General features: G+C 70.1%; 22 protein-coding genes. 11 read left to right on the plus strand and 11 right to left on the minus strand.

Annotation, left to right across the window (positions count from 1 at the left end; genetic code table 11):
* Nucleotides 1-23: 23 nt before the first annotated feature.
* The 3 genes from ABD743_RS25025 to ABD743_RS25035 are packed head-to-tail and all read right to left on the minus strand — an operon-like array spanning nucleotide 24 to nucleotide 5,515.
* Entirely contained in the window at nucleotides 24-1,763 is a 1,740-nt protein-coding gene (locus tag ABD743_RS25025; RefSeq protein WP_344724643.1) for a SulP family inorganic anion transporter, read from the minus strand.
* An 18-nt stretch (nucleotides 1,764-1,781) separates the two neighbouring features.
* Nucleotides 1,782-4,529: a cation-translocating P-type ATPase gene (locus tag ABD743_RS25030; RefSeq protein ID WP_344724644.1), complete on the minus strand. Its 2,748-nt coding sequence runs from the start codon at nucleotides 4,527-4,529 to the stop codon at nucleotides 1,782-1,784.
* A complete protein-coding gene (locus ABD743_RS25035; RefSeq protein WP_344724645.1) occupies nucleotides 4,526-5,515 on the minus strand; it encodes a polyphosphate kinase 2 family protein in 990 nt (329 codons plus the stop codon). Before ABD743_RS25035 ends, ABD743_RS25030 begins: the two co-directional genes overlap by 4 nt.
* Before the next feature lie 358 nt (nucleotides 5,516-5,873).
* On the opposite strand from ABD743_RS25035, the gene ABD743_RS25040 reads away from it, so the two are divergent.
* The 5 genes from ABD743_RS25040 to ABD743_RS25060 all read left to right on the plus strand — a co-directional run bounded on the left by ABD743_RS25040 (nucleotide 5,874) and on the right by ABD743_RS25060 (nucleotide 10,252).
* Nucleotides 5,874-6,353 (plus strand): SHOCT domain-containing protein, encoded by a 480-nt coding sequence (locus ABD743_RS25040; protein WP_344724646.1) that lies wholly within the window; start codon nucleotides 5,874-5,876, stop codon nucleotides 6,351-6,353.
* Between the two features lie 230 nt (nucleotides 6,354-6,583).
* Nucleotides 6,584-7,390: an ABC transporter ATP-binding protein gene (locus tag ABD743_RS25045; protein ID WP_344724647.1), complete on the plus strand. Its 807-nt coding sequence runs from the start codon at nucleotides 6,584-6,586 to the stop codon at nucleotides 7,388-7,390.
* A 24-nt stretch (nucleotides 7,391-7,414) separates the two neighbouring features.
* A complete protein-coding gene (locus ABD743_RS25050; protein ID WP_344724648.1) occupies nucleotides 7,415-8,455 on the plus strand; it encodes an aliphatic sulfonate ABC transporter substrate-binding protein in 1,041 nt (346 codons plus the stop codon).
* Nucleotides 8,452-9,294, plus strand: a complete 843-nt coding sequence (locus ABD743_RS25055; RefSeq protein ID WP_344724649.1) for an ABC transporter permease — start codon at nucleotides 8,452-8,454, stop codon at nucleotides 9,292-9,294. Before ABD743_RS25050 ends, ABD743_RS25055 begins: the two co-directional genes overlap by 4 nt.
* Nucleotides 9,295-9,379: 85 nt before the next feature.
* Entirely contained in the window at nucleotides 9,380-10,252 is an 873-nt protein-coding gene (locus tag ABD743_RS25060; protein ID WP_344724650.1) for an alpha/beta fold hydrolase, read from the plus strand.
* Between the two features lie 96 nt (nucleotides 10,253-10,348).
* On the opposite strand, the gene ABD743_RS25065 is transcribed toward ABD743_RS25060, so the two are convergent.
* The 4 genes from ABD743_RS25065 to ABD743_RS25080 form a co-directional block, all read right to left on the minus strand.
* The gene (locus ABD743_RS25065; RefSeq protein WP_344724651.1) at nucleotides 10,349-11,098 is read right to left on the minus strand and encodes a Clp protease N-terminal domain-containing protein; all 750 of its coding nucleotides are present in this window, start codon (nucleotides 11,096-11,098) and stop codon (nucleotides 10,349-10,351) included.
* 94 nt (nucleotides 11,099-11,192) lie between these two features.
* Complete coding sequence (locus ABD743_RS25070) at nucleotides 11,193-11,819, minus strand: phosphoribosyltransferase family protein (RefSeq protein WP_344724652.1); 627 nt, start codon at nucleotides 11,817-11,819, stop codon at nucleotides 11,193-11,195.
* Between the two features lie 89 nt (nucleotides 11,820-11,908).
* A complete protein-coding gene (locus ABD743_RS25075) occupies nucleotides 11,909-13,447 on the minus strand; it encodes a GMC family oxidoreductase (RefSeq protein WP_344724653.1) in 1,539 nt (512 codons plus the stop codon).
* A gap of 203 nt (nucleotides 13,448-13,650) precedes the next feature.
* On the minus strand, nucleotides 13,651-14,361 hold the full coding sequence (locus tag ABD743_RS25080; protein WP_344724654.1) for an SDR family oxidoreductase: 711 nt from the start codon (nucleotides 14,359-14,361) through the stop codon (nucleotides 13,651-13,653).
* Between the two features lie 211 nt (nucleotides 14,362-14,572).
* Between ABD743_RS25080 and ABD743_RS25085 the strand changes: the two genes are divergently transcribed.
* The gene (locus ABD743_RS25085; RefSeq protein WP_344724655.1) at nucleotides 14,573-15,052 is read left to right on the plus strand and encodes an SRPBCC family protein; all 480 of its coding nucleotides are present in this window, start codon (nucleotides 14,573-14,575) and stop codon (nucleotides 15,050-15,052) included.
* A 35-nt stretch (nucleotides 15,053-15,087) separates the two neighbouring features.
* Here the strand turns inward: ABD743_RS25085 and ABD743_RS25090 are convergent, their stop codons facing one another.
* From ABD743_RS25090 to ABD743_RS25100, 3 genes are all read right to left on the minus strand, one after another.
* Nucleotides 15,088-15,438, minus strand: a complete 351-nt coding sequence (locus ABD743_RS25090; RefSeq protein ID WP_344724656.1) for a DUF1801 domain-containing protein — start codon at nucleotides 15,436-15,438, stop codon at nucleotides 15,088-15,090.
* A gap of 133 nt (nucleotides 15,439-15,571) precedes the next feature.
* On the minus strand, nucleotides 15,572-16,324 hold the full coding sequence (locus tag ABD743_RS25095; RefSeq protein WP_344724657.1) for a PDC sensor domain-containing protein: 753 nt from the start codon (nucleotides 16,322-16,324) through the stop codon (nucleotides 15,572-15,574).
* A complete protein-coding gene (locus tag ABD743_RS25100) occupies nucleotides 16,324-17,130 on the minus strand; it encodes a FadR/GntR family transcriptional regulator (RefSeq protein WP_344724658.1) in 807 nt (268 codons plus the stop codon). The genes ABD743_RS25095 and ABD743_RS25100 overlap by 1 nt, the downstream gene beginning before the upstream one ends.
* Before the next feature lie 144 nt (nucleotides 17,131-17,274).
* Between ABD743_RS25100 and ABD743_RS25105 the strand changes: the two genes are divergently transcribed.
* Genes ABD743_RS25105 through ABD743_RS25120 form a run of 4 tightly spaced genes read left to right on the plus strand, consistent with a single transcriptional unit; the run spans nucleotide 17,275 to nucleotide 21,595 of the window.
* Entirely contained in the window at nucleotides 17,275-18,687 is a 1,413-nt protein-coding gene (locus ABD743_RS25105) for a (Fe-S)-binding protein (RefSeq protein WP_344724659.1), read from the plus strand.
* Nucleotides 18,684-20,240 (plus strand): FAD-binding oxidoreductase, encoded by a 1,557-nt coding sequence (locus ABD743_RS25110; RefSeq protein ID WP_344724660.1) that lies wholly within the window; start codon nucleotides 18,684-18,686, stop codon nucleotides 20,238-20,240. The genes ABD743_RS25105 and ABD743_RS25110 overlap by 4 nt, the downstream gene beginning before the upstream one ends.
* 56 nt (nucleotides 20,241-20,296) lie before the next feature.
* Nucleotides 20,297-20,524 (plus strand): hypothetical protein, encoded by a 228-nt coding sequence (locus tag ABD743_RS25115; RefSeq protein ID WP_241040667.1) that lies wholly within the window; start codon nucleotides 20,297-20,299, stop codon nucleotides 20,522-20,524.
* Nucleotides 20,525-20,548: 24 nt separating this feature from the next.
* Nucleotides 20,549-21,595: an LLM class flavin-dependent oxidoreductase gene (locus ABD743_RS25120; protein WP_344724661.1), complete on the plus strand. Its 1,047-nt coding sequence runs from the start codon at nucleotides 20,549-20,551 to the stop codon at nucleotides 21,593-21,595.
* Nucleotides 21,596-21,734: 139 nt separating this feature from the next.
* On the opposite strand, the gene ABD743_RS25125 is transcribed toward ABD743_RS25120, so the two are convergent.
* On the minus strand, nucleotides 21,735-22,019 hold the full coding sequence (locus tag ABD743_RS25125; protein WP_344724662.1) for a PASTA domain-containing protein: 285 nt from the start codon (nucleotides 22,017-22,019) through the stop codon (nucleotides 21,735-21,737).
* Between the two features lie 229 nt (nucleotides 22,020-22,248).
* Here ABD743_RS25125 and ABD743_RS25130 point away from each other — a divergent pair, with 229 nt between their 5' ends.
* On the plus strand, nucleotides 22,249-24,462 hold the full coding sequence (locus tag ABD743_RS25130) for an alpha/beta fold hydrolase (RefSeq protein ID WP_344724663.1): 2,214 nt from the start codon (nucleotides 22,249-22,251) through the stop codon (nucleotides 24,460-24,462).
* Nucleotides 24,463-24,563 lie beyond the last annotated feature (101 nt).

Here is a 24,563-nt window from a genome sequence, read left to right on the forward strand (position 1 = left end):
GTTCCTCGGACTCCCGGGCCGGTTCATCTCCCCGGTCGCGGGGAGACCCACTCCGCTCCCGTTTCTCTCCGGAACGCCTCGATCGCGTCGTCGAGCGTCGGGAAGAAATGCGACGGCCCGATCGCCGGGATGAGCCCGTAGCGGTCGAGCTTGCGCCGGACCGGATCCTTCAGCTCGGCGAAGACGAGGGTGGTGCCGCAGGCGTCGAGTGTGCCGTCGAGGTCGCTAAGCATGTCCGCGGCGGTGACGTCGACGTCGGTGATCGGCTCTGCGGCGATGATGATCCATGTCGGATGGGGGTCCGACCGGGCGATCTCGGTCAGCTGCTCGCGGAACGTGCGTGCGTTCGCGAAGAAGACCGGCGCGTCGAAGCGGAAGATCCGGCATCCCGTGAGTTGCTCGGCATGCGGATAGCTGTTGATGTCGTGGTATCCCGCAATTCCGGGAACGCGGCCGAGGATCGCCTCGTAGGGCCACCATGCCCGGCGGAACACATTGCCGATCGAGAGGGCGACGGCCACCAGGATGCCGACGAGCACGCCGAGTGCCACGACACCGGCGAAGGCCGCGATCGACAGGTAGAACTCGGTTCGCCGGAGACGGAAGAGGCGGAGCGTGCCCGGGATGTCCGAGAGCGAGAGGGACGCAGCGATCACCACGGCGGCGAGCGTCGGCTGGGGCAGGTTGCGGAGCAGCCCGGGGGCGAGCAGCAGGATCAGCGTGATCGAGGCCGCCCCGACCAGCCCGGTGACCTGCGTCTTCGCGCCCGCCTGTTCCGCCACCGCCGTGCGTGACCCGCTGGTGCTCACCGGGAACCCCTGGAACAGCCCGGCGGCGATGTTGGCGACCCCGATCCCGGTCATCTCCCGGTTCCCGTCGACCGTCCGACCGGCACGTGCTGCGAACGCGGTGGAGGTCGAGATCGTGTCGGCGAGCGACACGAGCGCGATCCCGAAGGCGCCACCCACGAGCAGCGCGAGGTCGGAGAGCCCGACGTGCGGCACCGTGAGTGGCGGGAAGCCCTGGGGAAGCACGCCCACGAGTTTCACTCCGCGTGCCGCCAGACCGAACACTCCTGCCGCGATGATCGACAGCACCACCACGACCAGAACACCGGGGATCCGCGGAGTAACGCGCTGGAGCACCAGGATCAGGATCAGCCCGCTTGCGCCGATCACCAGGGCGGCCGGCACCATCTCGCCACTCGACACACCGCCCACGAACGCCGCGATCTCGCCGAGGAAACCCTCGGCGTCCACCGAGAATCCGAAGATCTTGGGGAGCTGGCCGACCAGGATCGTCAGGGCCAGGCCGTTCATGTAACCGATCATCGTGGGCTTCGAGATCAGGTCGGCGACGAACCCGAGTTTCCCGATTCCCGCGAGCATCGTGATGGTTCCGGTCATGAGCGCGAGCGCAGAGGCGAGCGCGACCGCGCGCGCGGGATCCCCGTTCGCTCCGACGAGGGGCAGCACCGTGGCCGCGATCATGGGGCCGAGCGCGGAGTCCGGTCCCAGCACCAGGATCCGCGAGGGTCCGAAGAGCGCATATCCGAGAAGGCACAGGATCGACGTGTACAGACCGGTGATCGCGGGCAGGCCGGCGAGTTCCGCGTAGGCCATTCCCTGCGGGACCAGGAGGGCGGTCAGGACCAGGCCTGCCACCACGTCCTTCGGCAGCCAGCGCGCCTCGTAGGAGAACAGCGTCGCCAGCCCCGGGACGAAGGTCGACTCGAACCTGCCGGCCCTCCTGTGACCCGTCACCGGCTGCACAGCGCCCGGTCACGCTGCGGCGGGCCGGTGCTCGGTCGTCCGCCGGCCCGATCGCCGGGCGACGAGCTTCCCGGCCTCCCAGAGGATCAGCAGTCCGACCGGAGGTACCAGGGCCCACAGGAACTGCCGCACGTTGATGTCGGTGGTGCCCAGGAGCCGTTGGAACCCGTCCATCTGCGTGACCAGCACCGCCAGCACGACCTCGGCGAAGATCGCCCAGTTCATCTGCTTGCTGTCGAACGTGGACGTGGTCAGCACGGTCTCCGTCTCGCTGCGGCATTCCAGGGCCGCGACGACCAGGCAGAGCGCGAAGGACGTGAAGGCGATGGAACGGCCGATCTCGAGGTCACCGTAGAGCGACGTGCCGACGACGATCAGCCCAAGCAACCCGACCGCGATCGCGAGGCCGGTGAGGCCGACGGTGATCATCAGGCTCGGGGTCAGCACGGACTGGCCGCGTGGTCGCGGCTGCATCCGCATGAGCCCGGGGGTCTCCCGGTCGAAGCCGAGTGCGAACCCGAACGCGGCGTTGACGAAGAAGTGGATCCAGAGCACCTGGGCGGGGGTGAACGGCTCGCCGGCGGCGATGTTGAGCAGGCTGGCGCCGAGGAACGTGAGGACGAAGACGACCAGCAGGATCAGCACGAAGCGGATGTACTTCGTCAGGTTGTCGTAGATCTTGCGGCCCTGTTCCACCGCGAAGACGATCGTCGCGAAGTTGTCGTCGGAGAGGATCATCCGCCCGGCGTTCTTCGCCACCTCGGTGCCGGTGCCCATGGCGATGCCGATGTCCGCCGCCTTGATGGCGGGCGCGTCGTTGACGCCGTCGCCGGTCATCGCGACGACATCACCTTTCTTCTTCAAGGTGTCGACGAGGAGGACCTTGTGCTCCGGGGCGACCCTCCCGACCACACCGATCTCGTCGATGCGGGCGAGCCGTACGTGCTCGGGCAGCGCGGCGAATTCGGCGCCGAGGACGGCCTCACCGGGAATCCCGAGCTGGTCGGCGATGGCCGCACCGGTGGTGACGTCGTCGCCGGTGACCATCCGAACCCGGATGTTGGCGGCCTGCGCGCTGGCCACGGCCCCCTTCGACTCGTCCCGGGGTGGGTCGACCATGCCGACCAGGCTCGTCACCTCGAGATCCCGGACGCACGCGAGCAGGTCGCCGTCCGGGTCGAACGCGGCAGGGTCGACGTCCCGCACGGCCGCCGCCATCACCCGCCTGCCGTCCTGCTCCATGCGGTTCATGTGGGCGTTCATCCGGTCCTTGAGCCCGCCGTCCCACGGGATGCTCCCGTCTGCGCACAGTGCGGTGGCCGCCCGGGCCATCACGGCCGGTGCGGCCCCCTTCACGAAGCACCGCACGACCGGGCGTCCCGTGGCATCGGTCGCGGAGACGAACGTGGCCATCAGCTTGTAGGTCGGGTCGAACGGCAGGGTGGCGAGGCGGGGCAGCTTCTCGCGCGTGGCGTCGGTGTCGAGCCCGGCCTTGTGGGCGAGCACGAGCAGCGCCCCCTCCGTCGGGTCGCCGACGACCCGGCCGTCCACCAGTTGGGCATCGCTCGCGACGAGATACGGCAGAACGGCGGCCTCGACCGACGGCGCCGTCCCGACGGCGTGGTGGACCTTGCCCTCCAGGTTGTAGCCGGTTCCGGAGACGGTGTACCGGTCGCTCGGGGTCACCACCTCGGCGGCCGTCATCTGGTTCATCGTCAGCGTCCCGGTCTTGTCCGAGTTGATCGCCGAGGTGAACGCGAGCGTCTCGACGGACGGCAGCTCCTTCACGATCGCGTTGCGCTTGGCGAGGTCGACACCGCCGAGCGAGAGGATCATCTGGGTGACGGTCGGCAGCGCCTCGGGGATGGCCGCGATCGCCAACGCGACGGCGCTGATGAACAGCACGTCCCAGGCTTCACCGCGGGTACGGCCCAGCACGAACATCACGACCATCGTGATGCCCGCGGCCGCCGCGATCCACAGGGTCAGACGGTCGAGCTCCCTGGTGAGCGGCGACTTCTCCCTGGCAGTAGCGGAGAGCATCGCCGAGATGCGGCCGAGCTCGGTTGCCGAGCCGGTACCGGTGACGATCATCGCGCCGCCGCCGTGGGTCACCGGCGTGTTCATGAACGCCATGTTCGTCTGGTCGCCCGGGCCGAGTCTGCTGCCGTCGATGGTGCGTGCGTCCTTGGCCGCGGGCGTGCTCTCGCCCGTGAGCGATGACTCGTCGATCTGCAGCGCACTGGCGTCGACGATGCGCCCGTCCGCCGGCACCTGGTCCCCGGCGGCGATGAGGACGACGTCCCCGACGACCACCTGTTCGGCCGGGATCTCCGCCGCGTCTCCGTCGCGCCGCACCCTGGCCGTGGCCTTCATCATCGACCGCAGGGCGTTCATCGCGCTCTCGGCCTTGCCCTCCTGGCGCAGCCCGACCACCGCGTTCAGCACGGTCAGCACGACCAGGAGCAGAGCCGTGCCCCATTCCGCGATCACGGCGGACACGACGGCTGCGGCGATCAGGATGATCTGCATGTAGCTGCGGTACTGCTCGAGGAACCGTTGCCAGCCGGGCTTGCGGCGTTCCTCGGGAAGTGCGTTGGGGCCGTTCGCGCGCAGCCGCTCGGCTGCCGTGGCCGAGGACAGTCCGGTCCCGGGGTCGACTCCGACGGCCTCGGCCACGGCGTCCGGCGATCGCGCGTACCACTCCTCGCGGTCGGCGCTGCCGGTCTCCGGCGCGGACCGGACCGGCCCGGTCATGTCCGTACCTTCTTTTTCTTCTCGGCCTTCCCGTCACGTGACCCGCCCTCGTGGTCCGCGAGGTAGGGATCGGCCGCGGCGCCGCGCGGGGCCTCCGCCTCGAGCTCCTTGCGGGCCTCGGCGAGGTCGTGGCGGACCTCGTCGCTGACGGTCGGATACTGCGGATCGAGCCCGATCAGGGTGTGCGCGAGCACCGCGGCCGCGCAGATCCGTGCGAGCCACTTGCGGTCGGCCGGCACGACGTACCAGGGCGCCCACGGCGTGCTGGTCGCCGACAGCATCTCCGAGAAGGCCCGCTGGTAGTCATCCCAATACCCGCGTTCGTGCACGTCGGCGGCCGAGAACTTCCAGTTCCGCTCCGGCACGTCGATCCGCTTGAGGAACCGCGTGCGCTGCTCCTCCTTCGACAGGTTCAGGAACAGCTTCACCACGGAGAACCCGTTGTCGCTCAGGTAACGCTCCCAGTCGTTGATCTCTCGGTAGCGCCGCTCCCACACGTCCGCACCCTTCGCCGCCTTCGGCAGCTTCTGGCGGTCCAGGTTCTGCGGATGCACCCGGACGACGAGGACCTCCTCGTAGTGCGACCGGTTGAAGATCCCGATGTCGCCGCGCGCGGGCAACCGGCAGGCGTAGCGCCACAGGTAGTCGTGGTCGAGCTCCTCGGCCGACGGCACCTTGAAACCCTCGACATGCACGCCCTGTGGGTTCACCCCGCTCATGACGTGCCGAATCGTGCCGTCCTTGCCGCCGGCGTCGAGTGCCTGGAGGCAGAGGAGCACGCCGTGGGTGTTCTCGGCGGCGAGGCGCCGCTGGTAGTCCGCCAGAAGCGCGATGCCCTGGTCGAGCAGCCCGACGGAGTTCTTCCGGCGGAGTCCGAGCGGCCGGAAGGAGGGGTCGAAGTCCTTCGCCAGGTTCACCCTTCTCCCCGGCCGCACCCGCAGCGGCTCGATGAACTCCGCGATCCGCCTGGCCTGTTTGCCGGTCATGCCAACCAGCCCCTCCCGCTGACACCGGCCGGCCAGCTTCCGCCACTGCATCCGGTGGCCGCCTCGTCCGGGCCGGGTGAAAGGGGTCCACGCACGGTCCCAGCTCGTGACGAGACGAGGATCTGCACCGGGCGACCCGTTCGGCCTCACCCGCTGCGGGTGACCGCTCCGGCACGGAGCGCGCGCATCCCGGGAGACCGACTATCGGTGTGTCCGGTTCGGCCCTGGCCCGTGCGGGCGATACGAGCCGCGGAATGTTCCCGCCGGGTGCCGGAACCGTGATTCCTCCGTTGCGGGTGAGGTCGGGTCGACGTATGCGCGGCCATCCTGGCGCGAGGCGAAACCCGCCTACGGCTCAATGGCTGGAGTGATCGAGATGGTGCTGGCGGCGAACCAGAGCAGCAGCTACCCGTTCCTCGAACTGATCTGGACCATGTTCGTCCTGTTCGGCTTCGTGCTGTGGTTCTGGCTCCTCATCGTCGTGTTCGGTGACCTGTTCCGCCGGCACGACATATCGGGCTGGGCCAAGGCGGCCTGGACCGTCTTCGTGATCGTGCTCCCGTTCATCGGGATCCTCGCGTATCTGATCGCGCAGGGCCGGTCGATGGCCGAGCGGCGCGGAAAGGAGTACGCGGCTGCGCGTGAGGCGTACGAGACCGATGTCCGGTCCATCGCCGGAAGCGCCGGCCAGCCGGCCGACCAGATCGCCACGGCTAAGCAGCTGCGCGACTCCGGGGACATCACCGCCGAGGAGTACGAGGTGCTCAAGCGGAAGGCCCTCGGCGCGACCGCCGCAACCAGCGGGGACACCCCGGCAGGCTCGGGTTCCGTTCGCTGAGAGGTCCTGAGCCGGGGTGACTGCGTGCTGAGCGGTGCCATGGCAGGTCCGTGTCTTGCGCCGCTCAACACCCACCCCATAGCGTGATCACGTGGCGCACACGGTTCGGGGAGTCGGCGAGGATCTCGCCGCCCGGCTCTGGCTGGATCTGGGTTACGCCGCCAGCGCTGCCTGTCGGGCCTGAGGCACGTTCTCGCTCCCCCTCAGCACTCCCCGACAAGGAACCCCTCGTGCAGACCACCGCCACGCGAGTGGCCGCTGTGACCGTGACGCTGCGTGGCGTCGACCGGACGTTCGGCGCGGCCGACGGCGCTCACCACGTCCTTCGCGGGATCGATCTCGACGTCGAAGCGGGCGAGGTGGTGGCGCTGCTCGGGGCCTCGGGCTGCGGTAAGTCGACCTTGCTGCGCCTGGTCGCGGGGCTCGACCGGCCGTCGGCCGGCCAGGTGATGATCGACGGGGCCAGGGTCGACGGGATCGAGGCGCGGGCGGCGGTGGTCTTCCAGGAGCCGCGGTTGCTCCCGTGGCGCACGCTCGCCGAGAACGTCGCCTTCGGACTGCCGGACGGTTCCCCGCGGGGCTCGCGCCGCGGCGAGGTGGCCCACGCGCTCGACACCGTCGGGCTCGGGTCGTTCGCCGGGTACCGCCCCCGGGCCGTCTCCGGCGGGATGGCGCAGCGCACGGCCCTCGCCCGTGCGCTGGTGCGGCGTCCCGGTGTGCTGCTGCTCGACGAGCCGTTCGCGGCGCTCGACGCGCTCACCCGGCTGCGGATGCAGGATCTCGTCGACGACCTGCAGCGCACCACCGGCGCCACCGTCCTGCTGGTCACCCACGACGTGGACGAGGCGCTGCAGCTGGCCGACCGGGTGGTGGTGCTGGCGCCGGGCCCCGACCGCGCGGCCGGGTCCGGGATCGCGCATCTGCTCGAGGTGCCCGGAGCGCGCCCGCGCGACCGGGCGGACCCGGTGCTCGCCGCGCTCCGCGTGGAGCTGCTCGACCGTCTCGGGGTGCCCCGCCAGCGCCCCCTCCCCGCCTGACCCGCCTCCACCCAGGAGACAGTGATGCCCCGTGCCATGCCCGTCCTCGCCCGCTTCGGCGTGTTCGCCGTGCTCGTGGGGGTGCTCGCCGGCTGCGTCTCCGGTGAGAACTCCGACGGCTCCGTCGGCGCACCCGCCCCGTCCGGGGTCCAGGTGCGACTCGACTACGCCTACTACAACCCCGAGAGCCTGGTGATCAAGGAACAGGGCTGGCTGGAGCAGGAGCTCGGCCCCGGTTCGGTGGAGTGGGTGCTGTCGCAGGGCAGCAACAAGGCCAACGAGAACCTGCGCGCCGACGCGATCGACATCGGCTCCACGGCGGGCACCCCGGCACTGCTCGCGAGGTCCAACGGCTCGCCGATCCGCGCGATCGACGTCTTCAGCCGGCCGGAGTGGTCGGCGATCGTCGTCGCGAAGGACTCGCCGATCACCGAGCCCGCACAGCTGCGTGGACAGAAGATCGCGGCGACCCAGGGCACCGACCCGTACTTCTTCCTGATGCAGACCCTCGCCGCGGCGGGGCTCTCCGCGTCGGATGTCGAGATCGTCAACCTGCAGCACTCGGACGGGAAGCTCGCGCTCGAACGCGGTGACGTCGCCGCGTGGGCAGGCCTCGACCCGTTCATGGCCCAGACCGAGCTGGAGGCCGGGTCGCGGCTGATCTACCGCAACCTCGACTTCAACTCCTACGGCCTGCTGAACGCCAACGAGAAGTTCCTGCAGGAGAAGCCGCAGGTCGCCCAGTCCGTCGTGACGGCATACGAGCGGGCCCGCGCGTGGATCACGGAGAACCCCGACGCGGCTGTCCAGACGCTCGCCACCGCAGCGAACATCAAGCCGGAGATCGCCCGCCAGCAGCTGTTGACGCGCACCGACCTCGCGATCGACCCGGTGCCCGGCGAGCCGCAGCACGCCGTCCTGTCGCGGCTCCTGCCGCTGCTCGTGGCCGAAGGGCTCGTGCGCTCGGAACAGGAAGCGACCACCGCGCTCGCGTCGCTCTTCGAGCCGCGCTTCGCGGAGCAGGCGAAGGGCACCTCGTCCGCCGGGGGAGCGGCCGGATCGTGACGCTCACCGATCCCGACACCACGGCGCCCGCACCGAGCACCCCGCGGGCCCCTCGCGATGCGGCTCCCGGATGGGTGCGCCGGGCCAGGGGAGCGGCGGGCTCGGTCGTGCTCGGAGCGCTCGTCCCGCTGCTCTTCGTGCTGGGTTGGCAGATGCTCGCGACGTCGGGGGAGTTCTCGCCGTCCCAACTGCCCACCCCGGGTGCGGTACTGGCGGCGCTCGTCGAGCTGGTGACACGCGGGGAGCTCTGGCAGCACATCGCGATCAGCACCCAGCGGGTGCTCCTCGGCTTCGCCGCCGGTGCCGGATTCGGGCTCGTGCTCGGCGGTGTGGTCGGCCTCTCCGGTCCGGTCCGGGCGCTGCTGGCACCCTCGATCCAGGCGCTCCGGGCGGTGCCGTCGTTGGCCTGGGTGCCGTTGTTGCTGCTCTGGCTGGGCATCGGCGAGACCCCGAAGATCGTGCTCGTCGCGATCGGCGCCTTCTTCCCGGTCTACACCACCGTGTCGGCCGCGCTGGCGCACGTCGACCGCCACCTCGTCGAGGTGGGCCGCGCCTACGGACGCTCCGGTGTGCGGCTGTTCCTGCAGGTCCAGCTACCCGCGATCGCCCCGGCCGCGCTGTCGGGGCTGCGCCTGGGCCTGGCCCAGGGATGGCTGTTCCTGGTGGCGGCGGAGCTGATCGCGTCCTCGATCGGGCTCGGGTTCCTCCTGATCGACAGCCAGAACACCGGGCGCACCGACATCCTGCTCCTCGCGATCGTGCTGCTCGCGGTGATCGGGAAGGTCACCGACGGGCTGCTCGGCCTGGCCGAGCGCCGGCTGTTGCGCCGCTGGAGCTGAGTTCATCGAGGCAGCCGGCGTGACCCTCGGTGCCCTCGCATCCTGTTCTTGGGGCCGTTCGCCACGCACGACCTACGGTGAGGGGATGCCGCTGAGCAATGCCGTCGACGGGTTCCGGCTGGCCTATGACGATCACCGTCCGCACGGATCTCCGGAGGTGGCCGCCGTCGTGCTCCTCCACGGATGGCCGGGGGACCGGCGCGACTTCCGTGACGTGGTGCCGCTGTTGGCGGGCCGGTGCCGGGTCGTCGTTCCCGACCTGCGCGGCTTCGGCGAGTCCGAGATGCCGGACGGCACCGCCCCCGCCGACTACGCGGCGGCCGCACAGGCACGCAGCGTCCTGGGCCTGATCGACGAGCTGCAGCTGGGGCCCGCCGTCATCGCCGGCTACGACATCGGCTCGCGAATCGCGCAGGCCGCCGCGCGGGCACGCCCCGATCTCGTGCGTGCGCTCGTCGTGTCGCCGCCGTTGCCGGGCGCGGGTGACCGCGTGCTCTCACCCGACGCACAGCGCGAGTTCTGGTACCAGGCTTTCCACCGCCTCGGCCTCGCCGAGCAACTGTTGGACGGGAACCGGACGGCAGTGCGCTCGTACCTGGAGCATTTCTGGTCGCACTGGTCCGGACCGGGTTACGTGCCCGCCGCCGCCGAGCTGGATCGGCTGGCCGACGTCTACGCGCGGCCGGGTGCCTTCGTCGCCTCGATCAACTGGTATCGCTCCGGGTCGGGAACCGTCTCGATGTCGCTCGCCGAGCGGCCGCTCGCGCCGTCCGAACGCATAGCGGTGCCCACGACCGTGCTGTGGCAGGAGCACGACCCGCTCTTCCCGCGCGCATGGTCCGACCGGCTCGATGACCACTTCGCCGACGTGCAGGTGCGGTCGCTCGACGGCGTCGGGCACTTCACGCCTCTGGAGGCGCCGGGCGAGCTCGCCGACGCGATCCTGGAACGGATCTGACTCAGAGCCTGGCACCGGCTGACGCCGCCGTCTGGGGCGGCTATCAGCGCGTCGCGGCCCTTGACCGCGCCCGACGCGCTCCCTTTCCGGCGGCGATCAGGCCCGCCCGACGCCGACGTGGCGCTCCAGAGCGGTGAGCCTCTCGGTGAGGGGGGCGAGTTCGCGGCGCACGGCTTCGGCGACGAGGCCCGCCGCGGCCGCGGGGGCGGCCGGGCTCTGGGCGCGGAGATGGACGTAGCCCGCGAGGGCCGCGACGACCGCGCGCCGGAGCGTCTTGTGCTCCGCTCCCTGCGCGCGCAGCGCCCGTCCGGCGATCCCGTCGGTCTCCGCCGCCAGCCCGAGGAGAAGGTGCTCGCATCCGATGTAGTTGTGGTCGAGGGCGATCGCCTCCGTGACGGCTGCCTGCAATGCCGAGGAGGCCGGGGCGCTGAACCGCCGGACGTCGTCGTCGGCATCGCCCGACAGCGGTTCGGCCGTCGGCCGCGAGGCGAGATCACTCGAGAGCTGGTCGAGGTCGACATCGACGGCACGCAGCACGTGGAGGGCCAGGTTGGTGCCCTCGGACAGGATCCCGCCCAGGATGTGCCCGGTGTCGAGGCTGGGCGCCCCGTCGGCCTGGACCTGTTCGATCGAGAGCGTGAGTGCCTGGCGCGTTCGTGGCGTGAGCGCGGTCAGCCGACCGACCGCATCCTCGGGGGACAGTTTCCCGGCAACGGCTGCACGCACGTCGGCGACGCGGCGCACCGCCTGCTCCAGTGACCTCTGGCAGATCGCGGAGACGGGGATCCCCGCCTCCTTCACCGCATCGGCCAGGTCGTCGGGTAGGTACACGTTGATCTTGGGCATCGTCGGCCACCTCCGTGGCGACTATACCCCCAAGATATGACCCCAAAATGGGGGTATGCGAATGGGCAGTCAAGTAAGCGTGTGTGGCCGCGGCCTACTGCGGGGCCTCGAGCGGTTCACCGGTAGCGCACCTCGGGCAGCGGCCCGGTTTCCAGATCTCGGTCGGCCGGGTGCCGAGCGCCTCGAGCGGAAGACCGGCGTCGGCGGCGACCGTCGCGGGGGTGGAGCCCAGCGTCAGGAGCGCACCGAGCGCGACGACTTCGGCTCCGGCGGCGCCCACCGCGGCGAGGGTGGCGCGCACGGCCGAGCCCGCGTTCACGACGTCGTCGACGATCGCGACGCGCGTGCCGGCGAGCCGGGAGCGGAGGACGTCCGGGACGTGGTAGGTCGCGGCGTAGAGCCCCGACCCGGTCGCGGTGCGTTCGGTGTAGCAGAACCCGGCACCGAGCCGTGCGGCCACGGGCTGGGCGAGCAACGCCCCGCCCACGAGCGGTCCGCACACGACGTCCACCTCGTAGGGTCGGATCCGCTCGGCGAGCGCCGCGACCAGCGGTTCGACCGCCTCCGTCGACCAGAACAAGCCGTCCAGCTCGAGCCAGAGGTCGCCGTGATGGCCGGACTCCAGGAGGAAATGGCCAGATCGAGCGGCCAGGAGGGCCATCACCGCGGCAACCGGCTCGTCGGAAGACTCGGGTTCGACGGGAGCCTGTGGACTGATCACACGGCGAAGCTAGTTGCGGGCAGAAGGTGGGGCATCGGGATTCATCGAGGTGCCCACGACCGGCGCGAACGTGGCACGCCGGCGTATCCCTAGAGAACCTGGTCGGGGCTTCTGCCGAGGATGAGGTCGGCCGCCTTCTCGCCGATCATGATCGAAGGCGCATTGGTGTTCCCGGATGGCACCGCGGGCATGATCGACGCGTCCGCGACCCGCAGGTTCTGCAGCCCGTGCACGCGCAGGTCCGGGTCGACGACCGAGAGCGAGTCCTGGCCCATCCGGCAGGTGCCGCACTGATGGTGATAAGTGGAGACGGTGCGGCGCAGGAACTCGCGCAGGTCGTCGCGGGTCTTCGCCTCGGGGCCCGGCGCCACCTCGGTCTTGCGCCAGTCCTTGAACGCGTCGGCCCGGCCGATCTCCCGGCAGATCTCCAGTGCGTCGACCATCCGCTCCAGGTCGTGCGGCTCGCCGAACATGTCGGGGTCCACCAGTGGTGGGGTGTCCGGATCGGCGGAGGCCAGTCTCAGCGTGCCGCGGGACAGCGGCCGGACCATGCCGGGCGCGATCGTGTATCCGTGCTCGGGCACCGGGTATCCGTCCGCCGGGTAGGCGAGGTGGAGGAACAGCGGCTGCAGATCGGGCGCGACAAGCCGTGGGTCGCTCTTCCACAGCAGGCTGCTCTCCATACTGCTGTACCGCCCCGCCGGCATGGGCTGCTTCGACTCGTAGAGGTTCGAAGCGAGGGTGTGGTCGTGCAGGTTCTCCCCGACGCCGGGAAGATCGTGCCTGACCTCGATGCCGACCTCGCGCAGGTGGTCCGCCGGCCCTATTCCGGACAGCATCAGCAGTTTCGGTGATCCCATCACGCCGGCGCTGAGCACCACCTCGCCGGACGCATAGGCCTGGCGCCTGTCGCCGTCGACGATGTACTCGATACCGACGGCGCGGGTGTCGTCGAACAGCACTCGATGCACCTGGGCGTTCGCTGTTACTTCCAGTGAGGGGTTTGCGCGCACCGGTTCCACGAATGACACCCACGCGCTCGCTCGTTTTCCGTCCCGGATGGTGAACTGGTGATACCCGACGCCCAACGGTTGCTCGCCGTTGAAGTCGTCGGTCAGCGGGAACCCGAGCGACGTTCCGGCCTCGACGAACGCCGCTGACGTCGGGTGCGGGTCGGTGACCCGGCTGACGTGCAGTGGGCCTCCGCTGTGGTGCCACGGCCCGGGCCCGTCCTCGTAGTCCTCCGAGCGGAGGAAGTACGGAAAAACCGAGTCCCAGTCCCACCCGGTTGCGCCGCCGTAGGCCCATGTGTCGTAGTCGCTGCGGACGCCACGGATGTAGATCATGCCGTTGAGGGAACTGGATCCGCCGACGATCCGGCCCCTCGGAAAATGCAACGACCGTCCGTTGGTGTGCGTCTGCGGCGTGGTCATCACCGCCCAGTCGAACTCGCTGCGAAAAAGAGCCGGCCAGCTGGCCGGGTTGGTCACCAACGGGCCCTGGACGTCCGGCCCGGCTTCGATGACGTGGACCGAGTGGCCGTGGTCGAGCAGTCTCCGGACGATCACGCTTCCCGATGAGCCTGCGCCCACCACCACGTATTCATGCTCGGCGCGTGCAGTGACCATCGTGCTCCTTGTCTCCCGCGACCGTTCCGGTCGCCAGCGGATCACCTCTCCGCCTTACGACGTGCTTGTGCGGGGAGGTCTCGCTGATAGCGGATCGACCGAATTGAGAACTAAACGACTAGTTTAGTTTAGGCCTGGGAGGTGGAGCCTATGAATGAGCTGTGGTGGAACTCGTCGCGTGGCGGCTCGGGAGCGTCGAACGGCTATCGGGTTGTAGCGCCGATCAGTTCGCCGCCCTGTACCGCGTGGGACAAGGCTGCCTTGACGCTCCGCGTGGTCTCGTCGGCGAGAACCTCCGGCTGGTCGTGGAGGATCGCCTGCATCGTCTGCTCGGCCACCGACTCCGCCGAGATCTTGGGTCCGTCGACGTGGGACACGAGCTCTGTGTCGACATATCCGGCGTGCACTCCCACCACGAGCGTTCCCTGCTCCCGCAGTCCGGTACGCAGCGCGTTCGTGAGTGCCCACTCGGCGGACTTGGACGCCGCGTAGCCCAGCATCTCGACTCGGGTGCGCCACGACGCGAGGGACAGCATGTTCACCAGTGCGCCGCCTCCGTTGCGGGCGAGCACGGGCGCGAAGGCGCGGGCGACGGACCAGGTGCCCAGGTAGTTCACTTCCATCTCTCGCCGGGCCCCGTCCAGTTCGCCCTCGAACAGTCCGGTCCCACTCGAGATCCCGGCATTGTTGACCACGATGAGTGCATCACTCACACGCTCGGCTGCCGCCGCCACCTGGTCGGGATCGGTGATGTCCAGGGCGAGCGGAACGAGACGTGGATCCGTGACGGTGGAGGGATCGCGGACGCCTGCGTAGACGGTTGCTGCGCCGTGGTCCAGCAGGGCCTGTGCGAACGCCCGGCCGATGCCGCGGTTGGCTCCGGTCACCAGTGCTGTCGCACCTTCGATACGCATCTGACGCTCCGCTTCTCCTGGTCGGTCCCGGCACTGCTCGTGCTGAGTACTACTTCGAAACTCAGCGGTGATCTCCGTTCTTCCCGGCCGGGGCGACTGTGGCGAGGGCGACTGCGGCGCGACCCTCGCTCCCGCTCGCCGCGAACCACGGCGGACCACCGGCGCGAGAGGTCGGTAGTGCGCAAGGCCCGAGGCTTTAGGGTCGTCGACCATGTATTCGACGCAGATCTCCCGCCACGTGAAAGCGCCTCGGTCGGCTGTCTATCGGGCACTCCTGGATGCCGACGCGATCGCGCGATGGCGCGTCCCGGCCGGGATGAGCAGTCACGTCCACGAATTCGATGCCCGTGAAGGTGGCTCGTTCCGTGTGTCGCTCACCTATGACGCGCCGAGCGGGACCGGCAAGTCGGACTCGAACACCGACACCTATCACGGGCACTTCGCCAGGCTCGTGCCGGATGAGCAGGTGGTCGAAGTGTTCGAGTTCGAGACAGCAGATCCCGCACTCGGCGGCACCATGACGATGACGACCAGCCTTCGCGATGCCGACGGCGGCACGGAGGTCCTCATCGTGCACGAGGGGATTCCGGACAGCGTGCCTGCCGCCGACAACGAGACGGGAACGCGGATGGCGCTGGACAACCTCGCGACTCTCGTCGAGGAGAGGGAAGCGATGCCGCGAGGGCGTTGACCCCGACGCCGAACTTCACGGACTGATGGGCGCGCTCACCCCTTGTCGAGGGCGAGTGCCTGCCGGATGTAGTCGCGCAGTGCGTCGGCGTTCACGGCGTCGGGATTCTTGAGCTTGACGTGCCGCGTGGTCTTTCCGACGCCTTCCAGGAGGCCGTGGGAGTCCTCGAATTCCGCGCCGCGGGCGAAGGCCAGGGTGATGTGCGTCTTGCTGCGGCTGATGATCGCCAGGATGTTGGTCGCCTTCCAGGCCGGTGAGCCGCGGCTGATCACCTCGTTCGCGTCCGGGGCGGTCTCTGCGACGAGCTTGCGTACCACTCCGACGATGGCCTGGTGCTGCGGCGGCAGCTGCGTGCTCACGTACTCGTCGACGTCAACGCTCGCCATGTGATGCTCCCTGGTGCTCGTGGCGGGTGGTGTGAGATCCGAGACCGTAGCGATCGGCGCCGTTCTCACGCCGGGCGGCGCAGTCCATGTCGGCGAGGTTCCCCCCCGCCCTGACGCGCGGGAAGCCGACCGCTCAGCCGGGGAAGACCACGACCTGCCACGGCGGATCGGCCAGAGTCACCGTCCTGACCCTGGCCGCATCCAGCATGGCGGCGGGGGTCGCGAGCGATCCCGCCAGCCATCGCGCCGACGTCGACAGCACCACGCGGTCCTCGGGATTGACCACCACGACGTCGACGGCGAGGTCGCCCAGCTCTCTCAGCACCAGAGTCTCGAAGCGCCCCACAGGGATGTCCGCTCCTGCGACGCCGACGAACTCCCCGTCCGCGACGACGGGCACGGTGAGCGTCAGCAGGTACCGATCCGTGCCGTGCACGTCGACGTACGGGCCGACGACGTGCCGGTGACCCGTCCGGCGCGGCACGACGAACCAGTCCGCCGCGGCGTAGTCGTAGAAGCCGACGCTGTGGGGGTTGAGGTCGACGTCGAGCCGTCTCGGGTCGCCCCGCTCGGGCTCGCACTGCCACCACTCCACGCGCAGCGGCTGATCGGCGAGGAAGCCCGGCGCGACGATCACACCCATCCCGACCGCGATCTCGCGCTTGCTGCGGAGCAGGTCCACCAGCGTGTCGCGCATCGCGGTGACGTCCCGGTCGGCCATCGGCTCGCCGCGCTGCCGCGCCGCGCGGTGAGCGTCCAGCACGCCGTCCCGCACAGCCGCCACGGAATGGAAGACGCGCTCGACGACGGTGCCGATCAGCGTCGCCGCCTGCCGGGCAGCGGCGTCGTCCACGCGGTCGGACGTGCTTACTCGATGCTCACCCATCACCCTGCCCCTGCCGCTGCGGGAGGAAAGTGCGAACCCTGCCTGGCGCTGCGTTGCTGTCCTCGGCGGGTCAGGCGCAGGTGCACGTCGATCAGGTGCGCGGTGACCTCGCCGATGTGGTCCTCGGTGATCCGCCGGGCGAGCGCACCGTCTCGCGCCTCGATCGCGTCGACGACCTGCCGGTGGTTCGCCACCGTCGAGGCCAGCTCGGGGGCCGAGAGGGGGGTGCCCCACAACAGCTGGCCCAGCTCGGCCTGCAGCTCGATCTCCTTCCGCGCGAGCCGGACGGACTGGGCGGCGGCTGCCGTGTCGATGTAGTAGCGGCTCTCGATCCGGCGCTGCTGGATGCCCTCCGGGGAGGCTGCCATCCGGTCGAGGATCTCGCGTAGGCGGGCGATCTCGCTCGCGGTGGCCCGCTGGGCGCACAGCCGCGCCGCGGTGCCCGCCACCGCGGCGTGGACGTCGCCGAGCTCGCGCAGGTCGGTGCTGCCGATCTCGTGCAGCCGGCCGAGCGACAGCTCGGTGAGAGCCTCCTCGGAGGCGCGCACGAAACTGCCCCCGCCTCGGCCGCGACGTGTCGACACCAGGCCGCGGGCCCGCAGATCCGACAAGGCGTCGCGCAGGGTGACGGTGGAGACGTTCAGCATGGCGGCCAACTGCGTCTCGGACGGCAGCTGTTCGCCGTCGACGATGATGCCGAGAGCGATCGCGCTCCCGAGCCGGCGGACCACCGCCTCGCTGCGTCCCGAGCCGTCATCGAGTGGTGCGAACACCGCTTGTCGCGCATCGCCGGAGAGCAGCCGCATCAGCGCACCTCCCCGCACATTTCGTCTCGCGGTGGAGTCTGGCACGAGAGTGGGCGCGGGCAGGGGGCGGGCGGGGCTTGACCGTTGAAATGTGATCTCATAGGTTTCGCGTGCTCGTGTCCTACCTCACATCCAGGAGACCTCGTGACTCCGATCGACCCCGATGCGCATCCCGGTGGGGACGCGCTCACGCGGCCGTTCACTCCCGGGATGACGGCCAACGAGCCCGGTCTCGCCGCGTACCCCGAGTCGGTTGCGGTTCCCGTCGACATCGAGATCGTCGATCGTGAGACGCGTGAGTTCGTCGAGGAGTGGCGTAACGCCTCGTACAACTGTTATTCGTCGGGTCACAAGTTCTGCCGCGAGGTGTGCCCGGTGATGCAGGTGACGCGGAACGAGTCCTGGACGCCCACGGCGTTTCACGCCAATGTCGTGGCGTTGGAGCGCGGTGAGCTCGAGGTGGCCGACATCGCCGCGGACTACGTGAACTGCACCCAGTGTGGTGCGTGCGAGTTGCGGTGTCCGAACACGCTGTTCACCGGGGACTTCTACCGGTTCCGCACGCGCACGGTCGATGTGGTCAAGGCGGTGCGCGCACTGGCCGTGGACAAGGGGGTTCACCAGCCGGGGTGGCGCAGCTGGAACGCCCGCACCGACGAGCGGACCCACGAGCCGGTGCTCGGGGATGTCGAGGTCAGCCAGGACGACGTGCGTGACTGGGCCGACGGCCTGGAGCTGCCCGTCGGTGGTGAGACGGTGTTGTTCGTCGATTGCGAGGCGGCGTTCTACCGCACGTCGGTACCGCGGGCGGTGGCGCAGATCCTGCAGCGGGCCGGGTACGAGTTCGGGTTGATGGGTGAGCAGTGGTGCTGCGGCGGCCCGGCGGCGGAGATGGGCTATGTCGAGCAGGCGCAGCGGTTCGCCCGCCACAATCTGGACAACTGGCGGTCCACGGGCACGCGGCGGGTGCTGGTGCTGGATCCGCACGACTACATCTCCTTCACCGAGGACTATCCGAAGTACTTCGGGGAGGAGTTCGATATCGAGGTCGTGCTGGTGGTGGAGCTGCTGGCCGAGTTGTTGCGGGACGGTCGGATCACGCCGTCGGTGCCGGTGCCACGCACGATCACCTATCACGACCCTTGCCGGCTCAACAAGCGCAAGGGGATCTGGCAGGAGCCTCGGGAGATCCTGCGCGCGATCCCGGGGCTGACCTTCAACGACGTGGACCGTGTGACGCAGTGGTCGTTCTGCAGCGGCGGGGGTGGGGGCCTGCCGGTGGAGAAGCCGGAGCTGGCGGCGGCGATCAGCGACACGAGGCTGGACGCCGCCGCCACTCTGGGAGTCGACACGTTGGTGAGTGCCTGCCCGTGGTCGGAGCGTCCGCTCGCGGCGGCCGGGGACGCGCGCGACATCGACGTCGTGGACATCCATGAGCTGCTCGCCGAGTCGCTCGGGATCACCGTGGGCGGCAGCCGCGGCGAGGTGGGGGACCGGCGGTCGGGCGGCGGTTGCGGCGGCGGGAGCTGCGGCGGCGCCGGGGGGTGCGGATCGTGACGATCACCCCGGAGCGCCTGTCCACCGAGCAGGTCGACCGCGTCGTCGAGCGGCTGCGCACGGTGTTGCGCGAGGAGCAGATCCTCACCTCGAAGACCGACCGCTACAACCGGGCCCGCGTGCCGGCGCCGTTCCCGGTGCATCGGTGGGCGGAGCGGGTGCCGGATCTGGCGGTGCTACCGACCTCCACCGAGGAGGTGGCGGCGGTCGTCCGGATCGCCAACGAGCTGAAGGTGCCGGTCGTGCCGCGGGACGGAGGGACCGGCCTGACGGATGGGGCGGTGCCGCTGCGGGGCGGGATCGTGGTGGACGTCAAGCGGCTCAACCAGATCCATGAGCTGGACCTGGACAACCGCACGGTGACCGTCGGCGCCGGGATCAACATGCTCAAGCTGAACGAGCAGTTGGCCGCGCACGGGCTGATCTATCCCGACAATCCGGCGTCGTATCCGTGTTCGCTGGTGGGTGGGCGGATCGGCACCTCGGGCTGGTCGCTGATCGGTGCCCGTTACGGGCACACCCGCGATCTGGTGCTGTCCTTCGATCACGTGCTGCCGTCGGGGGAGGTCATCCACGTCGGTGACGGGATCGGCGGCAAGATCTCCAAGTCCTCCTCCGGGTATCAGCTCAAGCACCTGTTCATGGGGCATCAGGGCACGCTGGGCATCGCCACCCGGGCGACGTTGAAGCTCTACCCGAAGCCCGAGGCGGAGCTCTCGCCGTTCTGGGCGTTCGACAACTACGACGACGCCTACCGCTGCGTCGGGGCGCTGGCCCGGGCGGGGGTGGCCACGTTCGCCGGAGCGGTGTTGTTCGACGAGTGGAAGGTCGCCTACCTGCGTCGCGACGACGAGGCCTACATCCCCCAGCCCGCCGACGTGCGCGCGCTGGTGTGCGCGGTGATGTACGGCTACGAGGATGAGGTCCGCCCGGCCGGGCGGCGGCTGTTCCGGATCGCCAAGGAGCACGGCGCCCGCTACCTGGGCGATGAGATCTCGCAGGGTGACTGGGCCGCGCGGCACGACCGCTACGCCACGCCGTTGCACGGTCGCACCAAGGCCGGCCAGGTGGTGCCCATGAGCTGGCACTGCGAGGACGCCGCCATCAGCTACACCCACGTCCCGGCCGTCACGAAGGCCTGGCACGAGATCGTCGCCGACCTGCGCAGACGCACCGACGTCTTCGACGACTGGGGCATGTTCGCCTACACCTCCGCCGACACCGGCGTGGACTACCTGACGGAGATCGACGTCGGGATCTGGGAGCAGCAACTGGGTGATCAGGCCTGGGACATGTGGGTGAGGGCCAAGCGCGACATCGCCGCGGCCGCGTTGCGTCACGGCGGCTCGATCAGCGCCTGCCACGGCTCGTGCCGGGAGGGTGAAGTGGATCTCGTGCCGCAGGAGCTGGGCGGTGGTTTCGAGGTGATGTTGCAGGTCAAACGGGCTCTGGACCCCAACAACATCATGAACCCCGGCAAGTACCACCTCGATCTCGCCTACGCGGCCGACGCCGCCGTGGCACTGGCGGCACTACGGGGAGGGTCAGGATGAATGGGACGAACGGGTACCGCTACGGTGAGCAACACACCCCACCCGCACCGTACCGAGTGAGTGATGTCGCGCTTACCACGTTCGAGCACGTGTTCGAGGTCGACCCTCGACTCATGCAGCGGTGGGTGCTGCAGCAAACCTTCCCGAACTGGGACACGCTGCGGATCATGAATGCACGCCACGACCACCTCGACTGGATGCACCGGCACTTCGCAGACAAGGTCCTCTCCGGATCCGAACTGCTCGCGGAGGTCGACGGCGAGGACGGCTCCCCTGATTCCTGACACACCCCCCACCAGGAGATCATCGTGAAGTTCAGCTACGCCATGTTGCCCGACTACCCGCTGACCGAATCGATCGAGTCGATCAAGCTCGCGGACGAGCTCGGCTTCCACGCCGTGTACGCGGCGGACGAGACGTGGCACAAGGACCTGTGGCTGCTGTTCGCGGCTGCTGCCGACAAGACGAGCAACATCCGCATGGGCCCGAGCGTCTCCCCGGTCGTGCTGCGCGAGCCGAGCCTGATCGCGCAGGCCGCGGCCACCCTCGACGAGCTCACCGGCGGCCGTGCCGAGGTCGTGCTGTCCTCGGGCAACTTCGGGCTGCTCGCCCAGTACGGCATGGACTGGAGCACGCAGAAGCCGCTGTCGCGGACGAAGGAGGGCGTGCAGGTCGTCCGCACGCTGCTCGACGACGGCGCGATCACCTTCGACGGGGAGTTCTTCAGCTACAAGGGCCTGTTCAGCTTCGCCCGCCCGGTGCAGGAGCGGCTGCCCGTCAAGATGGGCGCGATGCGTGGCCCGAAGTCGTTCCAGGCCGCGGCGGAGATCTCCGACGGCTGCCACCACGCGCTCAGCTACACCAAGGGCGCGTACGAGTACATGTACGAGAACATGAAGATCGGTGCCGAGCGCGCCGGGAAGAACGTCGACGACCTGGACATCGGCGCCTGGGTCGTGTTCGCGACGGGCGAGGACTCCGCGATCGCCAAGGACGCGGCCCGCTCGATGGTCGGCCTGTACGCCTCGGCCATGCCGGACGAGCAGCTCGAGCGCAACGGCGTGTCCCCGGCCTCGATGAAGCCGATCATCGACGCGCTGGGTGCGGGTGACCTGGCCGGCTCCATCGACGCGACCACCCCGGAGATCGGGGAGACGCTCTCGATCGCCGGCACGCCCGAGGAGTGCGTGGCGAAGCTCAAGGAGATCCAGGCCGCCGGTGTCAACCACATGATCCTGGCGATCACCGACGCCACGCTGGTCAAGACCTTCATGGGCCGCGAGATCGAGGGTGTCGCCGACGTGAACACCCAGCTGCGGCTGATCCACGACCGGATCATGCCCGAGTTCGCCTGAGCGAACCGCCACAGCCGCACGATGGGCGGCGTCCTGAGTGAAGGGCGCCGCCCATCGGCGTTCCGGCGCAGTGCCGTCGCGGCGCAGCGACCGGGGGAGCGATCGCTCGTCGTTCGACCTGCGCCGGTGGCTCCGCGGCCTACTTGGTTCCGGCCGGATCCATCGGTCCCGGCGGCGGCTCGACCAGGCTCCCGCCGCCACCACCGCCGCTGCCACCGGGGTCGACGGCGATGACGACCGGCGCGGCCGGCACCACCCGGGTGCCGGGCGCCGGGGCCTGAGCGGTGACCGTGCCGGTGATGGGCAACGGATTGTCGGGGTCGGGCGCGACAGCGACGACCCTCGCCGTGAAGGCGAGCTGGTGGGCGTCACTGACCTCCAGCCCGACGAGCGCCGGCACCAGAACCTTCTCCTGCTTCCTCACGGCTCCCCCAGCAGGTCATATCGGGCGCGCTCGCATTGCCGCGCGAGCGCTGAGCTGGTCTACCCACTCGGCGCTGATCGAACACGCCCGGCAACAGGCTTCTGACGGCCCGTCGGACAGCATCGGAACTTTGGCGCCCGAGAGCCCGCCTGTCGGCGTAACCCGTCGGGGCTTCCCGCGCCCGGGTCGTTCCTCCCATAGGTTTCGGACGGCGCGACGTCGTCCACGGATGACCGGAGCGGGCCGAGGAACCGGATGGGGGCATGTGGTGACGGTGCTGGAGCTGACCGGCCGGCCGAGGACGCGCGACGGCATCGCGAGTCACTGGACGCAGGTGGACGGACTGCGGATGCACGCCAGGGTGACGACGGCCGCTCCGGACGGTGCGCCGGATGTCGTGCTGCTGCACGGGCTGGGCGTGTCGAGCCGCTACATGCTCCCGCTGGCCCGGGAGCTCGCACCGCATTTCCGTGCGTCGGTCCCCGACCTTCCCGGGTTCGGCCACAGCGATCACCCGCCCGCGGCGCTGGACGTGCCCGGCCTCGCCGACGCCCTGCTGGCCTGGATCGACGCTGCCGGGCTCACCGCGCCCGCGCTGGTCGCCGACTCGGTGGGCGCTCAGGTGGGCGTCGCCGCGATGCGACGCTCACCGGAAGCGTTCGGGCGGGCGGTGCTGATCAGCCCCACGGTCGACCGGCGCGGCCGCAACCCCGTGGCCCAGGTGGGCCGGCTGCTGCGCACCGGGCTGCACGAGAATCCCCGCCTGGCCGTCGTCCTGGGGAGGGACTACCTGGCGTGCGGCGCCCGACGGGCCCTGGCCACGGCATGGCACGCACTCGCCCACCCGCTCGAGGACGACCTGTCGGAGATCGAGGTCCCTGTGCTGGTGGTGCGAGGCGGCGCCGACGCCGTCGTGTCGCAGCGGTGGGCCGAGGAGGTAGCCGAGACGCTGCCGGACGGACGGCTCGCCGTGTTGCCCGGACGGAGTCACAGCCTCAGCTACTCCGCTCCGGGGCCGCTCGCAGCGGCTATCGGGCCGTTCCTCGGTGGCCCACCTCCTGGTCCTGACGCGCCCACCACCCGGCAGGCGGCCGACAGCATCTCCCGGTTCGACTCCGCCACGGTCGTCCTGCGCGCGGCGGCCACCGCCCTGCACGGCAACGACCTGCCTGCGCTCGATGCCGTGCCGCGGCCACTCGGCCCGCTGGTCGAATCGGCGCTCACGCTGGTCGACGCGCTGCCTGCCCCGGTGCGGGAGCAGGTGCACCGGCTCGGCCGTGGCAGCGAGGCCGTGCCGCCCGCCGAGCTGCACGCCGTCAGCGCGGAGGCGGTGGCGCGGTGGATGGTGGCGCAGTACCCGCGGCGGTCCTATCCCGTGGCGATCGTCGGCTCGTCGAGTGGGGCGCTGGCGCACCTGGCCGCCGCGCTCGGCGCGCCCTTCCTCCCGCAGACCTTCCTGCTCCCCGTCGCGCGGCCGGACGTGGATCCGGACGATCCACGCGGTGGCATGACCGCCGGCATCGGTCCGGCCGAGCTGTTGCTGGACGCCAACCCCGAGGTGGCGCTGCACCACACGCACGATCCGAACCAGGATCGGCTGTCGCACGCGCGAATGACGTACTTCCGTCTCAAGCGGCGCCGTCTCGGCGCCGCGTTCACCGGGTTCCTCACGGAGACGCTGCCGCCGGGAGCCACACTGCTCGTCGCCGACTGCCGGCTGAGGTGGCCGGTCACCCGGCTCGGTGATCAGCACGTCTTCCAGTTCGGGGCGTCCCGCGGCATGCCACCAGAAGAGTTCCGCAGCGAGAGCGAGCACCGCGGGTGGGACGTGCCGCCGGCCGACGAGGAGGCCCCGGAGGCCGAGTGGGGTTTCGATGAGGCGCTCGGCGACGACCTGGCCGCCCTCGCGGCCGCACGGGGATGGCGGTTGCGCCGCGTGGCCTTCGACGAGCCCGCAGCGCTGAGCCCGCTGATCGCCGACCTCTACCGCTGGTGGTACCTCCGCCGGGGACGCCCTGCGCAGCGCCTGCTCGTCGAGTCGTTCCTGCTGCTCGACCCGCACCTCGCACTGGCGACGGGTTCGGTGCCCTACTGGTCGCAGTTCCCCGTGGAGCCCGCGGCCGACGCGGTCGAGCGCTACCTCGACCACGCCGATCCCTTCGAGGAGATCCTCCTGACGCTGTTCCCGCCCGGAACGCAGGACGTCGCAGTGGCCCCGGCGAAACGGTGGCGGGACCTGCTGGGCCGCGCTCGCCGTCACGGTGCGTTCCTCGGCATCGATCCGGACGCTTTCCCCCGGGGCCCAGGCAGCTTCGGGCGCTTCCACCGCGAGCTGGCCGCCCTGCCCCGGGTCGACCCACCGGCGCCCCTCACCCTGTCCGAGCTGGACGTTTTCCTCGCCGAGCGCACCTCGTCGGACGGGCCGCCGGTCCACTGGGAGTGATCCGCTCACGATCGAGGGACGTCGCTGTTGCGCGGGCCGGGCGCGGGTACCCCGGTCCGTGCCGCAGCGCGGAGGCGTGCGGCTCGACCGAGCGAACGGAG

The sequence above is a fragment of the Pseudonocardia yunnanensis genome (assembly GCF_039534065.1).
Lineage (GTDB): Bacteria > Actinomycetota > Actinomycetes > Mycobacteriales > Pseudonocardiaceae > Pseudonocardia > Pseudonocardia yunnanensis.

What these genes read in the sequence shown, in the direction of transcription:
- ABD743_RS25030 (WP_344724644.1), bottom strand. Translation starts at nt 4,529, where the DNA reads ATGACCGGGCCGGTCCGGTCCGCGCCGGAGACCGGCAGCGCCGACCGC.
- ABD743_RS25035 (WP_344724645.1), bottom strand. Translation starts at nt 5,515, where the DNA reads ATGACCGGCAAACAGGCCAGGCGGATCGCGGAGTTCATCGAGCCGCTG.
- ABD743_RS25040 (WP_344724646.1), top strand. Translation starts at nt 5,874, where the DNA reads ATGGCTGGAGTGATCGAGATGGTGCTGGCGGCGAACCAGAGCAGCAGC.
- ABD743_RS25050 (WP_344724648.1), top strand. Translation starts at nt 7,415, where the DNA reads ATGCCCCGTGCCATGCCCGTCCTCGCCCGCTTCGGCGTGTTCGCCGTG.
- ABD743_RS25060 (WP_344724650.1), top strand. Translation starts at nt 9,380, where the DNA reads ATGCCGCTGAGCAATGCCGTCGACGGGTTCCGGCTGGCCTATGACGAT.
- ABD743_RS25065 (WP_344724651.1), bottom strand. Translation starts at nt 11,098, where the DNA reads ATGCCCAAGATCAACGTGTACCTACCCGACGACCTGGCCGATGCGGTG.
- ABD743_RS25075 (WP_344724653.1), bottom strand. Translation starts at nt 13,447, where the DNA reads ATGGTCACTGCACGCGCCGAGCATGAATACGTGGTGGTGGGCGCAGGC.
- ABD743_RS25080 (WP_344724654.1), bottom strand. Translation starts at nt 14,361, where the DNA reads ATGCGTATCGAAGGTGCGACAGCACTGGTGACCGGAGCCAACCGCGGC.
- ABD743_RS25085 (WP_344724655.1), top strand. Translation starts at nt 14,573, where the DNA reads ATGTATTCGACGCAGATCTCCCGCCACGTGAAAGCGCCTCGGTCGGCT.
- ABD743_RS25090 (WP_344724656.1), bottom strand. Translation starts at nt 15,438, where the DNA reads ATGGCGAGCGTTGACGTCGACGAGTACGTGAGCACGCAGCTGCCGCCG.
- ABD743_RS25095 (WP_344724657.1), bottom strand. Translation starts at nt 16,324, where the DNA reads ATGGGTGAGCATCGAGTAAGCACGTCCGACCGCGTGGACGACGCCGCT.
- ABD743_RS25100 (WP_344724658.1), bottom strand. Translation starts at nt 17,130, where the DNA reads ATGCGGCTGCTCTCCGGCGATGCGCGACAAGCGGTGTTCGCACCACTC.
- ABD743_RS25130 (WP_344724663.1), top strand. Translation starts at nt 22,249, where the DNA reads ATGACCGGAGCGGGCCGAGGAACCGGATGGGGGCATGTGGTGACGGTG.